Genomic DNA, 13,717 nt, shown 5'->3' with positions numbered 1-13,717 from the left:
TGCCAAATCCAATCCAATTACGGTAATCTTTTCCATGACGCTTCCCTTCTGTTAAGTAGTTTGTCGAAACTCTACTTTGGCACATCACGATGCCGTTTGGGAGGGAGGCGTCCATTTCATTACCCTACGTATTATCCATTCATTTATCGGGCAAGGTCGAAAAATGCTCGGGTGCACCATGTGCGCCACGCGCACCGGTTTTGCCGTAAAAACGTATAAAGAACACGCCGCCCATTAGCAATACGCTACACCATCAAGCCAACTGTTCCAACGCCCGCGCCAATTTTTCCACATCATCGACCGTATTCAAATAAGAAAATGATGCCCGCGCAATACTGTGCAGACCGCGTGCCTGCATGTCCAGCGGCGTGTAGGGTATGCCATTGGCACCGATGTAGATGAGCTGCTGTGCCAGTTTGTTTTTTAAGGCCATTGCATCATGCCCACGCAGGTTGAAGGCGACGATGCCTGATTGTGGGCCAATACCCAAATCGCTCAAATCGCCCAGGTCATGCAGGGTGATGCCGGGCATGCGTGCCAGGCGTGTACGACAGGCGCTAGCCAGTCCGGCGCTGACCTGGCCAAGCTGATCCACACCCCATTCCAGCGCGAGTTTGATGGACTCTGCCAGCCCCAGTTGCAGGGCGACGGCGGCTTCGCTGGTTTCAAAGCGGCGGGCGTCATCGCGCAGGTGGACTGCATCTGTACTGATGGGGGCAGATGATACATCGACCCAGGCCGGTTCCAATTGCTGCAGGAAAGTACGTCGCACATACAGCAGGGCGGTGCCGCGTGGACCACGCAGATGCTTGCGGCCTGCGCTTTTCAGTACATCACATTGCAAGGTCTGGACATCGACTGGCACTTGCCCCAGTGCCTGCCCAGCATCAATGATGTAGGGCACGCCCGCTGCGGCGGCGACCTTGCCCACGGCAGCGGCGTCGTTGATCAGGCCACTGTTGGCCGGTAGCCAGGTCAGCGAAATCAGGCGCACGCGGCTGTCTATCATGTTGGCCAATGCATGGGCATTGACGCTACCGTCCACATGGCAGTGGATGGTTTCAACGCTGGCACCGGCAGCCAGCGCCGCACGCTGGTAATTGGCCAGGTTGCCGCCCCATTCTTGCCTGCCTACCAGAATGCGCTCACCCTTGTTCAGTCTGGGCATGGCAGCAAACATGCTGCCAAAGGCGCTGGAGCCGGATGTCATGAGGGCGATTTCATCTGCCTGTGCATTGATCAACTGCGCTGCATGCTTGCGTAAATCTTGCAACTTGTCTGCTACCAGCAAACCCGCCTCCATGGGGCCGACTTGTGCTTCCAGATCAAGGTGTGCATGGATGGCTTGCAGGGCCGCCTGCGGCATTAGCGATGCACCTGCGTGGTTGAGGTGCACACCGCTGTTTAACCCCGGTGTGTCATCACGTAACTGTGCCAATTGGTCTGCGCTGATCATATTGCTCATGCCGGATTCAATTGTACAATCGCATCCACTTCTACCGCTGCACCTGTCGGCAGGCTGGCGACGCCGATGGCAGTGCGTGCATGGTGGCCACGTTCACCCAGCGTTGCCACGATCAGATCGGATGCGCCGTTGGCGATGGCACTGTGCCCGTCAAAGTCTGGTGTGGCGGCGATGAACACGCCCAGGCGCTGCACTTGGGCGATGCGGCTGATGTCGCCACCAGTGACGGCATCGATAACCGCCAGCACGCCAAGGGCGGCGATTTCTGCCTCTTGTTTTGCGATTTCTGGCGATAGCCCGGCACCCACCACGCCAGCTTTGGCAGCGCCGGGGCGACCAATTTGCCCGGCGATGATGAGTACATTATTTTGTACCGTATAGCTGACATAATTGGCCGCCGGTGCTTTGACAGGGGGCAGGATGTGGCCGAGTTGTTGCAATTTTTGTGCGATGGTAGTCATATTTTAAATAATTTTAGGGTTTAGGGCCTACGAAAAATTGTCCCAGCAAGGAGTAGCGACGAAGACAGTACTTTAGTACGGCTAGGAGTTGCAACGCAGCTGGGGCGGTTTTTCGTAGGCCCTAGTTGATAGAGAGTAGTAGCTTGCCTTGAGTGCCCCGTTCTGCGAGTGCACTATGCGCCAAAGCTGCGTCGGCCAGCGGATAAGTGGCATGAATACGCAATTGCACCGTACCATCGGCAATGTGGCGTAACACTGCCGCCGCATGTGCTTGCAGACGGGCAGGGGTGTCCACATAATGTGGCAAGACTGGGCGCGTCAGCGTGATGCTCTTGCGCATCAGTTGCAAGACATCGACCGGGTCTGGCTGGCCGCTGGCAGCACCAAACAGGACAACATGGCCACGTGTGGCGACCAGTTGCAGGCTATGTGCAAATGTCGATTTGCCGACAGAATCGAACACTACATCGACCCCACGCCCATTGGTCTGGTCCAGCACCAGCGCAGGCCAGTCAGTATCTCCGTTATACCGTACCGGGATAGCACCAACGCTGCTCAGCCATGCAGCCTTGGTGGCAGAAGATGTCGTACCAAACACGGTCAGGCCACGCGCCACCAACAATTGCACCAGCCAGCCGCCGACACCACCGGCAGCGGCATGGACCAGCACCGAACCTGACACTGATCCTTTTTCAGGTAGTCTGGCTACGTCATCAGCCAGCATGATAGAGGTCAGGCCATGTTCGATTGCCGCACAGGCATCGCGCAGGCTGATGTCATCCGGCACGCGTATCAGGTTGGCCGCAGGTACGGCCACCAGTTCAGCATAGCTGCCCTGTACGCCGGTGGTATAGGCTACGCGCTCGCCCGCCTTCCAGCCGCTGCCAACGGGTGCATGGATGATGATGCCGGTGCCTTCTATGCCCATGGGCCAGGGTTGTTTCACGCCAAGGTAGCGGCCTTCGCGCTGATAGATATCGACAAAATTGACGCCCGCCCAGGCGGCCTGCACGATGATGTCACCGCCTGGTGCATCCACCTCTTGCAGTCTTAATTGTTCTGGCCCGCCGAATTGATTGATGATGATTGCGTGCATTTCACATCCCATAGGAAGTTACGATGCCCAAATTATTGTCGTACTATGTGAAGATTAAAAAACGATACTTACGCAACATGAAAGTGAAGAAAATTCAACATGCACGAAAAACTGCCGCCCCTATTCACTCTGCAAGCCTTTGAGGCAGCATCGCGGCTAGGCAGTTTTAGCCGTGCCGCAGAAGAACTCAGCCTGACGCCCGGTGCCATCAGCCGCCAGATACGTCAGTTGGAAGACTGGAGTGCGCTGACCCTGTTCAAACGCAATGGCCCTAAAGTCAGTCTGACGGATGACGGTGCTGCCTTGCTGGCGCGTCTGGCTGGGCCCTTGTCGGCCCTGCACCAGGCGATTTATCCGCCTGATGATGCGACACAAAAGACTCTGCACATCAGTACTCTGGCATCCATCGCCAAAGAATGGCTGTTGCCGCGTCTGGACAGTTTTGCGCAAGCTCACCCACATATCCGCCTGATTATCGATACTGATTATTCTTTGGTGCGGGCAGCACCGCGCGTGGCCATGCTGGCCATACGCCATGGCACCCGGCAAAGCACCGACCAGATTTGCGAAATCCTGTTTAATGATCGCCTGGTAGCATTGACCTCGCCAGCACTGGCGGCAACACTGGGCAGCGATGCACGCCTCTGGCCCGCCAGCGCCATGCTGCAACACCTGTCGTTGGACGCGGGTAGCTGGCAAACCGCTGCCGGCATGGCAGCAGATTTCAGCCCGCAAGGACAAGCCTATAACGATGCCGATGTCTTGCTGGAAGCCGCTGAACTAAGCCAGGGCATTGCCCTTGGTCGCCTGTCGATCGCCTGGCGACGCCTGCAGGCAGGCAGCCTGGTGCTGGCCAGCGATGTAGTCTGTGCCACGCCACGCGACAATCTGCTGATCATGCGCGAAGACAGTGCTGATCTGCCTGAAATGCGTGTATTTACAGACTGGCTGCGCGAGCAGGCACGTCTATGGCAAAGGGAAGTGGATGCCTTTGATCAAAGGCATCCTGTATTGTAGAGGGACGACTGGTAAAGCGTTTCGTTTTAAGCCTGCCCTGAGTTTATTTCTGCAACATACGGCGCAACACGCTGTCTTTCTTCACCAGACCATGCCACAGCGCCGCAGTCGCATGAAACGCTACCAGCGCCAGCAAGATATTGACCAGCAAGCCATGCAGTTCCACTACGTTGTGCCGCAGATCTTTATTGGCCAGGTCAAAGGCGAGTACGCTGAATTTCGCTCTTTGCGAAAGCCTCGCAGACCTCAACGACGACGCTTAACTGGGTGGCGTTTGGGGCGCCCCCAAAAGGGAGCAACCGGGGCCGGACCAGCTAGACCCTCAACTGCCCCCGGCTGTGCCATTCAGGTTTTTATTGCTGCTTGGTGCAGCGCCAGTTAAATCCTATGCCAGTGATGACCCCGTTCTTGGTGTAGCCAAACAGGGAGTCGAGCTGGCCCGAGGCGCCTACCGGTGGCTCGCTGCTCCAGCAATTGCCACGTTGACGCTGGCCACCGCCCACGTCTTTCCATTTGTTGGTGAACAGGTAAAGGGAATTGAGCGGTGCTTCATTGCCCCAGGCAGCGACGATGGCTTCGTCCTGGTCGAGGTAAAGCTCACGTTTGGTGCCGGTTTCGCTACCGTACACAACTTCGCCCGAGCCATCGCGTGGTCTGATGCGGATGCCATTGAGCACCTGACCGTCTTCCCGTACAAAAAGCACGATTTGCCAGATCGGCGAGGCCTGTTGAGGTTTGCTGGGCAGCTCGAAGTAGGTGCCCTCGGCCTCGCCATATAGTTTGCTTTTGAGAATACAGTGTTCAAACCGCGCTTTTTCCTTGATCGCGGGATCGTAATAGCGCCACAAGAGCGCAGCCGAAAGCAGGGTGTCAAGTTCTACGCTGAAATGGTCCTTGATCAGGGCAAGGCGGGCATCGCGCTTGGTTACGGCCAGTGCCTCTGCCTGTTGGTAGGTCATATCACCACCGCCGGAATAACTTTTCCAGCCGTCGAAGCTGTCGGTGGCGACAAAGGCATCATGGTGTGGGTGGCCGTTTTCGTAGACCACTTCGCGGTGATAGCCAATCTTGTCCAGACGCCAGCGCAAGGTGTTGGCTCGCGCCTTTTGGCAACCCTCGACATACAGCGCCACGCGCTTTTGCAAATCCTTTAGTAATTCTGCCGGATTGGCGTGCGGTTTGTCATAGATCTTCTCGTAATTATCGTAGCGTTCACGCAATATACCCAGGTGGAGGGTACCCATGATGACCAGATGCGGCAGCGTCTTTTCGGGCGATGCCTGGTCGAAGAAGTATGGTCGCATCGCTTCCAGACTGGCGACCATGCTCGTCATCCACTGCCCTTTATCGGTGCCAGGTGTGGCCAGCGAATACTGATCCATCTGATTCTTGAAGCCGCTCAGTTTCAGGCCCAGGTCTCTGATATAGGATTCTTCGATCATCTCGCGCGCGATGCTCACGACATAATCTCGCACCTGTTCGATCAGAGGCGGCCGGCTATTCGGCCACAGCAGATCCGTCACGAATTTGATGGCTCCGCCCACTTTGGGCACTTCACCGATCAGGGACAACGCGCCCTCCCGAAACTGATCGTTCCCGAGCAGTACAATCTCGCGCAGGCCGCGTGCGGCTACAGGTGGTACAGGTTCGAAGGTGAACTGATAGTCAGCGCCCTTGCCGATATCTTGCACCAACCTGGCACCTTTTGGCTTGTCGTTGCCGTTGACCATCAGGAATTTCAAGCTGTGGTGGGCGCTGATGAAATACCGGTTGTTCCCGGCAGGGTGGAGACTGAATTGCTGGTTACCTTGATGGGGGGTGACATCCCACTGGATGACAGCGGCGCCATTGTCCTGCGACAAATTAGTCACATCAAAACTCTTGCCGGACGAGCGAGAGCGGATGCTGTAGTACCCTTGCTGATACGACACAAACTGAAAATGTTGATGATTGCCCTTGCCCTCTTCGGTGACCATCTCGTCCTGCACGATCTCGGCACCGCGGTGGCCCGCCTTGTCGCGCACTTGCAGAACCAGACCGCTTTTGACTGATCTGATGAGAAAAAATTGCCCGGGAATTGGATCAAATGCCATGGTGACTCCGCTTGAAGTAATAAAAGTGGTTGCCGCGCCGGCCTGGACTCAGACGCCTCTGGGAAGAGGGGAATACTGCTGGGTCAGGACTTGCTAACTGTGTTGCGTGGCTAGTGAATTACTTCGTTAGTATACCGAATTTGTTTGTTAAAAAGGAAAGATATTTTTCCATTGGGAATCAATCTGCTGCACATTTGCGCGCAATTTAGTAGCGCAGGCTGTCCAGCTTGCCGCCGTAGCAGCTCATCGACCAGCGGATGCCAGCCCAACGCGATGCCGTGGCCGGCGATGGTCGCCGGGAAGATAGTAGGCCAACACACCTGAATGCGGTATCCTCGTATCAGTGTGCTGACTTATGCCAAACGAAAGCCCAACAAAAAGACAACTAGCGGATAATCCATGCAGCCAGCACAAGACCTCACGACCGTTGCCACCTACCTCAACCCCTGGGATGCGCATGTCATGCGTAGCCTGCTGGAATCAGAGGGCATCGCCGCCAGCCTGGCCGGTGAACACCATGTCTGGGCCAACTGGCAATGGTCGCTGGCACTGGGCGGCGTGCGGCTGCAAGTACCGGTGAGAGATGTAGATATCGCGACCGAAATCTTGTCCCGCTACGCCAACGGCGAATTTGAAGCTGCGCTGCAAGATGAACTGAAGGCCAGTTCATCAGATTCCACAGATTCCTCAGATGCTGCCGAAAATGAACAGATCAAGCCTGCAACCTGCCCGCATTGTGGTTCCACCCATATCGAACCTGTTGGCAGTGTGGGTGCCATGGCGACAGCGTTGGGCATACTGTTCTTGCTGGGTGTCATCGTGCCGCAGCACAGGGATAAAAAATGTGGGGCTTGTGGCAAACCCGTGCCCAAGAATGTGGCACTGACTTAATAAAAAAAGTATTGCAGCTACCATTTACATGTCATCTAAAGTATTTTTTCATCATGCCCACACTGATTTTTACACCACGCTACACGGACGATTCTCAGGCTTTATGGAAAGCTGCCGCAGCACTGGGCTGGCAGGTAGAAAGGCTGACCGGGTGGCGCGTGCCAGACCATCTGCAAAATCTGCCTGAACCTGTTTTTTACGGTGAGGCATTGTTTGGTCCGACCCTGGCAGAGCAACTAGGTATACGTCTGCTTAATCCGCCGGAAGACTGGCTGGTGCAACTGCCCATGGAATACAAACTGCGCAATATCAGCCTGCAAACACTGGGCGAAGCACGCGGTCTTGACCAGCCTTATTTCATCAAGCCGCCGAATGACAAGAGCTTTCCGGCAGATGTGTATCTGGGTTCAGCCCTGCCTGCCGAATATGACGATGACATGCCCGTGCTGGTCTCTGATGTGGTGACATGGGAAAAAGAATTTCGCTGCTTTATCCTCAACCGCAAGCTGATGACGTATTCCGTCTACTCCCGCTTTGGTGATCTGCAAAGGGAAGCAGAGTTCGCCAGCACTGTCGACGAAGACCAGGCGCTGCTGGCCTTTATGCAAACCCTGCTGAATGACTCTCGTGTCGATCTGCCCGCCGCAGCCGTGCTTGATGTGGGTACCTTGGCAGGTGCAGGTTGGGCTTGTGTAGAACAAAACGCTGCCTGGGGTGCAGGTATTTATGGCTGTGACCCGGTAGCAGTGCTGGAGGTGTTGCGGTGTGCGGGTGCCAAGCTTGGTTGATGGATGACGGCACCAGACAAACCTGCATCAAGTACCACACTATCCAGCCGCGCTAAGCCCGTAAAACATCCGCAGCCATCTTCGCGACTTGCTTAAGATAATCATCCGACCATGATGACCATTTATTCCAGGCAGGCAGTGCCAGGCTAGGTACAACAAATATCCTCATCCTGCTGGCGTTGATTGCTACTGGTTCGCTTGTCTTACCTGGTGGTGCCGGCAAATTTATATTCAGTATCTGGCTTAACTGCTTCGCTGTTCCTGCACCGTGCACGATCAGCACGGTGGGTTGGATGAAACGCAAAAGCACTTCAAAAATCTCGGTACCATGCTTTGCGCCGCCTTGATGACCCGACAGTGCAAGATCACTGCTCATGGGGGTGGAGTAACAGATGACGTTTGTTTCCAGAACGTCGTTTATTCCTTCTTTTTCCAGCATGGCCCGGAAACGGTTGATGTTCTTGCGCGTGGGGGACGGCACAGCGCCACTCATCTCGTCATACAAGGTGCGGCATGACTCACCGGCGCGGTTAAATAAGGCATCCATATGCCGCTGATGTGTGAGCCTGTTTGTTGGGTAGGCTTTCGCCTGATTTTTGCCGACGATGAACAGGGGAACCGACAAAGGGTCTGTTGCATCACTCATCCATGGACGTGGATATTGGCCATTCAGTGGTCTGGTGAGTTCATTAATGATGGATTCGAATTGCTGCTGGATTTTTGTCATAGACCGGGATGTCTGAAGCTTTGCTGAAATGAATTCGTCGATGCAGCCATTGTAATTGATGCCAGCATCAAGTTCTCAACATGGAAGTGCCAGGGGATCGCGCGGAATTTTGATTTGCATGCAGCTAAACGCTGGCGCAAGGAGTCGTGTATGCAGGGTGCATGCAGAAAGTTGAAGTTGCCGGACGCTGACCCCGGCATGCGCTTCCTCGGCCTAGAACGATTCAGCCAGCGTAAGCTGCTGGGCGATATGTGCGTGGTGCCTCATTGCCCGGCCTGCCTGGCAATCCAGGCAGGCTTGATATTCTGTTGAGGGAGATTACTGTGCCCAGTCCTGCATGACTTTGGCCATCATCCTGCCGAAATTTTCATATCGCCCCTGTTCCAGCATGGTTGCCATTTTTTCGCATTGTTCCATGCTGCATTCAGAAAACGCATCGATGAGATTTTGTGCATTGACGCCGCTGGCGCTGCCAGCCATGACTGGCTGGGCGTAATAACTGGCCGGTTGGCCGAAATAAGTTTGAGTGCTCATGCATACCTCCTGAAGAGTAAATACTGACTGTTGCCCCATGAATAGAATTATACGTAATCGTATTATGTAAGTCAATACTGAATTGAATTTTATGACTGTAAATTGTACTGCTTCAGTTAGATCAGTTAGATTGAATAGTCATAAGCAGGTGTCAGAATTCATGCTTTATTAATATGCATTTATTTCTTGAAGTTTGTATTTATCCGGCTTTTAAATGCCATGCTTTTTAAATATAAGTGATTGTATTTATAGGGGAAAATATTTTCCATCTTATTTGATGGAGCAAATGCCCGCTCTGCCAGGGATGTACATAGCGCGACAACCATGTGGACAACGACACACAGCTTTGCCTTCATTCTGAAACGCATTATATTTTTAAAAAACACATTAAAACTGTTTGAATGTAATACGTAATCGTATATAATATGTTCCATGATGAGGACATGCAGATGTCTTGCCCCAAGGCCATGATGCCGGGGTAGTTAGGGTGGGTTTGCCAAGGCAGATTTCGCCCGTAAGCGCAAATGCGCATAGCGGTCCACGCCGGTGAGTGTTGATGAATGTGAAGCAAGCAGTCAATCCGTACCGGTGCAAAAAAATGGACGTGAAGAAGTAAGGTAGCTGCCTGGTTTTTCAGGGCACTGAACAAAGCAAGCAATACGAAGTATCTATCCAGCCCAAAGAAGCCCGCGCTTTTTTGGAGGGCGAAGTGTTGTCTGTCACTTTTGTAAAGTGACAACGGCAGGACGACCTGCGTCTGGATGATGCAAGGGATTTGATCAATCAACCGACCAGAATTCGCATGTCAGATAAATACCAGCACATAACAAGGCAGATAAGCAGCACAAGAGCCAATGCCGCAGGCATCTGCACGCTTGCGCCTGTCGGTTTGTCTGTGCTGACAAATCAGTCCTGCTGCATAGCAAAGGTGGCCGTATGAATTATTACAGCCATCACATCGGTGATTTTAATAATGCCACGCGCCATCTGAATCGCCTGGAAAGAGCGATTTACCGCGACATGCTGGACTTGTATTACGACACGGAATCACCCCTGATGCTGGATCTGGCTTTGCTGTGCCGTCGGCTGGTGGCGCGCAGTGAAGAAGAAGCTGTGGCTGTAGAACAGTTGCTGAAAGAATTTTTTGTGTTGACGGACGCTGGCTGGTTTCACGCACGCTGTGATCAGGCGATACGTGATTACCAAAAAAATACCAACGCCAAGTCGCTGGCAGGAAAGGCCAGTGCGGCCAAGCGGGCAGCAGAAAAACACGGTCGCATTGATGAATTGAACGCGCCTTCAACAGCTGTTGAACGGCAAGGCAACGCAGCCTCTGGCTGTGTTCAACTAACCAATAACCGTAAACCAATAACCAGAAACCATAAACCAGTAAACCAAAGCAAGCTTGAGCCCGCGCTGGCCGCTAATACTACTGAAGTGCTGGCTGAAGCTGTGCTGGCGGAGGCTGTGGCTGCAGGTGGCGTTGCCGATGAGATGGCGAACGCGATGGCGAGCGAGTTGGCGGCTGGTACGACAGCTATTGCCGTTGCATCAGCAGCAGGCGGCAATACTGCGCTGGACTTGTGTCTGGCCTTTCGCCAGGCCGGGGTAAAGGCTCAGGCGGCTGATCCGCGTTTGCTGGCGCTGGTGGCGCAAGGGGCAACGGTGATGCTGGTGCAGGCTGCCTGTGCCGAAGCCAAAAGTGCCAGGCCGGATGAAATTATCGGTCTTGCCTATGTGCTCAAGATACTGGAACGCTGGGGCAAGCAAGCAGCCAGCATGCAGGTTCGTGCTGCTGTGCTGCCCAGGGGCGACTCTGGCATCGCCGGGCGCGGCGGTGGCAGCAGATCGCCTGCAAGCCAGTCGAGACACAACAATTTTGAGCAGATCAACTATAACGAGGGCATAGAAAATGGACGTATCATCTAAAGCCGGTAGCTACATCAGTACCACCCAGCGCAGCGCGCAATGCGATAGCCATGGCGCCTACGACAGCACGGCCATTTTGCTGGGGACCAAGGTCATGCACTGGTCAGCCTGCCCGCATTGTGTACGCCAGGCAAACATGGCAAGCCGTGCCCGTGCCGCACAGCAAGCCGTGGAAGAACGCCAGCGTCGTCTGGAAACACGTCTCAACCAGGCGGGCATACCCTTGCGTTTTCGGACAAAGGATTTCGCCAGCTTTGTTGCCGATACCGATGATAAGGAAAAAGCCCTCAGCGTTGCCATGGAATTTGCCCATAATTTTTCGCGCCATCGCCACATCGGCACGACCATGGTGTTTTCTGGCATGCCCGGCACAGGCAAGAGCCATCTGGCGACAGCCATAGCCCGCCATGTTATGGGTAGCCACACCATCCTCTACACATCCGCAATGGATGCCGTGCGCATGATACGGGATACGTGGCGGCGTGATGCGCCACAAAGTGAAACCCAGATCTTGCAGATGCTGGCTGAAATCGATCTGCTGATCCTGGATGAAGTGGGCATGCAATATGGTTCGGAAGCAGAACAGATCAGCCTGTTCGACATCATCGACAAGCGTTACCGCGATGTCATGCCAACCATGCTGATCACCAACCAGAACCGTCATGGCCTGCGCCAGTTTCTGGGCGACCGCAGCTTTGATCGCCTGCGCGAAAACAGCGTCTGGCAAAGCTTTAACTGGACATCACAGCGTGGGCAAATCATGCACCTGAGCATTTGATTGTCCTGGTGACGCGGTCGGAAATATAGCCGCGTCACCAGCAATACATCACCCGACATACAACGCACCAGCCTGGATAACAGGCTGAATGGGACTCGCTACGCCCACATTTTAGTTCTATCAAAAACCTGCATCTTCCCGCATGCCCTGAGCCGGAAGCCATGCCTGAAAAAACACAGGGTCAACAGCAACCCCGCATGCCATCGCGGATGTAACACCAGACAGCCGTAGACCAGCGTGAAGTGACAGGCACGCTCAGATAAACAGGGGCAGCGCGCATAAAAAATGCTGTGCCCGGACAGGATTGATGATCGTCGAACGTATTCGATGCAGCTCAATTCATATCGATAAGGATGCAGAAAAATGAAAAAAAATATCTCCACCAAAAATGTTATTCCATTCAACCAGGAAAACCTGCTTCAGTACATACGCCATAAGCGTGGCCTGAAGTTTCAGAATGCCCACCTGGCAGCCACCTTCGGCGTGCCTTCTGGTGACATGCGCAGCATGCTCGACAAATTGTTGGAAGAAGAGCAGATACAGACCTGCGTCATCGGCAATAACCGCCGTTTCTTTGTTCCCCTGCCTGGGCAGAGTAACTCAAATAACAACCCGCAATACAAGCCGCCGCAGCCACGTGTTTTTCGTGAATACAACAGTAAGGCCAATCCACAGATGCAGGCCATCAAGGAAAGGGTCAAGGAAATGTATCCCGATGGCCGTGGCTTTATCAGCATCCACACCGGTCTGGGCCGCCTGGAAGATTACCGCGTCTTTGGGGACCAGTACTGATGCGCCGCCATGAATATTGCCGCGATCCGCTGGCTATCTTGTTGCAGCGTGAAGAAAAAACCTGCAAGGGTTGCCGCCATCAGGGCTGGGTCGAAATCGGTGAAAAACGCCAGAACATCTGCAAGCTGAAAGACAACCATCGCCCGGTGCGCCTGCTGACCAAAGTTAGCGAGCAAGCCAAAACAGCCACCGGAGCCAAAGAAACCACTGAAGTCGATGGCCTGACCGCAGCCCTGCAATTACACGGACAACGTTGCAAATCTTACGAGGAGAGAGAATGACTACCTTATTCAACAATACCCATGACGCACTGACATTTGCCTTTAATTATTCCAGCCAGCAGTACGCGATTTCACCCATGGCCAAACTGGCTCTGCAAGGCGCTGGTGCTGGTGCCGGCAATGGTCGCGGCAAGGGTTTGATCGCACTTGATGGTGCGGCCCAGGCTGGCATGATACTGGCTGAAATTGAACGCCTGCCTTCTGTACAACGCGCGTGTATCACTGCCCGTTATGCCATCAGGACAGCAGAATGCAAATGCTGTGGTTCAGAAGGTTTAAGCGAAGATTACCGCAACGCCATCGGCAATCTGCGCGAGCTGTGCAGCAGCCAGGTCACCGGCATGTCACTGCGCATCATGCGCGAAACCATCATCCGCGCATTTTACGAACGCCGCATTTCCATTCTGAAAAAAGCAGAAGAACTGCGCATCGCCAAATCCACCGTCTACGATCAAAAGCGTTTGATTTGGGGTTGGTTGAGCAAGGTCGATGCCGAAGCGCAAAACCTGATCGCCGATAAATTGCAGGTGATGGTGGAATCGCTGGTATAAAAAAACTGGCAGATAGTTGACTGCAGACTTAACGGGAAACGCACTCTGAGGAGTGCGTTTTTTGTTGCTGGTGTATAGGAAGTATCTCAATCGTCTTAATCTACTGACATACAGAAACCACCAGGATGTATCCAGGCAGGCTGTCCTGTTCGACTATCAAAGACTTACTGTGATCAACAAAGGTATCTACCCCAGTTTTGGAGTGCTCATCTTTTGCATTTCTTTTTAGATTTTGTAATCGTTTTTTGGGAAAGGTACGTAAAAATAATGATTTTCTTAGATTTGTAATCATTTTTTGCGCGACATCTGGGGAT

At 53.7% G+C, this 13,717-nt stretch carries 15 protein-coding genes; 8 read left to right on the top strand and 7 right to left on the bottom strand.

Annotated features, from left to right (window positions below):
* Positions 1–253 precede the first annotated feature (253 nt).
* The 3 genes from H8L32_RS17070 to H8L32_RS17060 form a co-directional block, all read right to left on the bottom strand.
* On the bottom strand, positions 254–1,465 hold the full coding sequence (locus H8L32_RS17070) for an aminotransferase class V-fold PLP-dependent enzyme (RefSeq protein ID WP_186948465.1): 1,212 nt from the start codon (positions 1,463–1,465) through the stop codon (positions 254–256).
* On the bottom strand, positions 1,462–1,926 hold the full coding sequence (locus H8L32_RS17065; protein ID WP_186948464.1) for a RidA family protein: 465 nt from the start codon (positions 1,924–1,926) through the stop codon (positions 1,462–1,464). The genes H8L32_RS17070 and H8L32_RS17065 overlap by 4 nt, the downstream gene beginning before the upstream one ends.
* A gap of 121 nt (positions 1,927–2,047) precedes the next feature.
* Entirely contained in the window at positions 2,048–3,022 is a 975-nt protein-coding gene (locus H8L32_RS17060) for a quinone oxidoreductase family protein (protein WP_186948463.1), read from the bottom strand.
* Between the two features lie 99 nt (positions 3,023–3,121).
* Here H8L32_RS17060 and H8L32_RS17055 point away from each other — a divergent pair, with 99 nt between their 5' ends.
* Positions 3,122–4,039: a LysR family transcriptional regulator gene (locus H8L32_RS17055; protein WP_186948462.1), complete on the top strand. Its 918-nt coding sequence runs from the start codon at positions 3,122–3,124 to the stop codon at positions 4,037–4,039.
* A gap of 43 nt (positions 4,040–4,082) precedes the next feature.
* On the opposite strand, the gene H8L32_RS17050 is transcribed toward H8L32_RS17055, so the two are convergent.
* Entirely contained in the window at positions 4,083–4,289 is a 207-nt protein-coding gene (locus H8L32_RS17050; protein WP_186948461.1) for a cytochrome b, read from the bottom strand.
* A 103-nt stretch (positions 4,290–4,392) separates the two neighbouring features.
* The gene (locus H8L32_RS17045) at positions 4,393–6,132 is read right to left on the bottom strand and encodes an insecticidal delta-endotoxin Cry8Ea1 family protein (protein ID WP_186948460.1); all 1,740 of its coding nucleotides are present in this window, start codon (positions 6,130–6,132) and stop codon (positions 4,393–4,395) included.
* Positions 6,133–6,531: 399 nt separating this feature from the next.
* On the opposite strand from H8L32_RS17045, the gene H8L32_RS17040 reads away from it, so the two are divergent.
* On the top strand, positions 6,532–7,023 hold the full coding sequence (locus H8L32_RS17040; RefSeq protein WP_186948459.1) for a putative signal transducing protein: 492 nt from the start codon (positions 6,532–6,534) through the stop codon (positions 7,021–7,023).
* A gap of 53 nt (positions 7,024–7,076) precedes the next feature.
* A complete protein-coding gene (locus tag H8L32_RS17035) occupies positions 7,077–7,811 on the top strand; it encodes an ATP-grasp domain-containing protein (protein ID WP_186948458.1) in 735 nt (244 codons plus the stop codon).
* A gap of 52 nt (positions 7,812–7,863) precedes the next feature.
* Here H8L32_RS17035 and H8L32_RS17030 read toward each other — a convergent pair whose 3' ends face one another.
* Together H8L32_RS17030 and H8L32_RS17025 are read right to left on the bottom strand one after the other, a co-directional pair.
* Positions 7,864–8,538, bottom strand: coding sequence for a hypothetical protein (locus H8L32_RS17030; protein WP_186948457.1), 675 nt, complete (start codon positions 8,536–8,538; stop codon positions 7,864–7,866).
* Between the two features lie 318 nt (positions 8,539–8,856).
* The gene (locus H8L32_RS17025) at positions 8,857–9,072 is read right to left on the bottom strand and encodes a hypothetical protein (RefSeq protein ID WP_186948456.1); all 216 of its coding nucleotides are present in this window, start codon (positions 9,070–9,072) and stop codon (positions 8,857–8,859) included.
* A 936-nt stretch (positions 9,073–10,008) separates the two neighbouring features.
* On the opposite strand from H8L32_RS17025, the gene H8L32_RS17020 reads away from it, so the two are divergent.
* The 5 genes from H8L32_RS17020 to H8L32_RS17000 all read left to right on the top strand — a co-directional run bounded on the left by H8L32_RS17020 (position 10,009) and on the right by H8L32_RS17000 (position 13,403).
* A complete protein-coding gene (locus tag H8L32_RS17020; protein ID WP_186948455.1) occupies positions 10,009–11,001 on the top strand; it encodes a YdaU family protein in 993 nt (330 codons plus the stop codon).
* A complete protein-coding gene (locus H8L32_RS17015; protein ID WP_186948454.1) occupies positions 10,985–11,779 on the top strand; it encodes an ATP-binding protein in 795 nt (264 codons plus the stop codon). Before H8L32_RS17020 ends, H8L32_RS17015 begins: the two co-directional genes overlap by 17 nt.
* A 363-nt stretch (positions 11,780–12,142) precedes the next feature.
* The gene (locus tag H8L32_RS17010) at positions 12,143–12,571 is read left to right on the top strand and encodes a hypothetical protein (protein ID WP_186948453.1); all 429 of its coding nucleotides are present in this window, start codon (positions 12,143–12,145) and stop codon (positions 12,569–12,571) included.
* Complete coding sequence (locus H8L32_RS17005; RefSeq protein ID WP_186948452.1) at positions 12,571–12,852, top strand: hypothetical protein; 282 nt, start codon at positions 12,571–12,573, stop codon at positions 12,850–12,852. Before H8L32_RS17010 ends, H8L32_RS17005 begins: the two co-directional genes overlap by 1 nt.
* Positions 12,849–13,403, top strand: coding sequence for a hypothetical protein (locus tag H8L32_RS17000; protein ID WP_186948451.1), 555 nt, complete (start codon positions 12,849–12,851; stop codon positions 13,401–13,403). The genes H8L32_RS17005 and H8L32_RS17000 overlap by 4 nt, the downstream gene beginning before the upstream one ends.
* The last annotated feature ends 314 nt before the right edge of the window (positions 13,404–13,717 follow it).

The organism is Undibacterium hunanense (assembly GCF_014284335.1).
GTDB classification, from domain to species: domain Bacteria; phylum Pseudomonadota; class Gammaproteobacteria; order Burkholderiales; family Burkholderiaceae_D; genus Undibacterium; species Undibacterium hunanense.
This window is presented reverse-complemented; position numbering and strand designations above follow the sequence as displayed.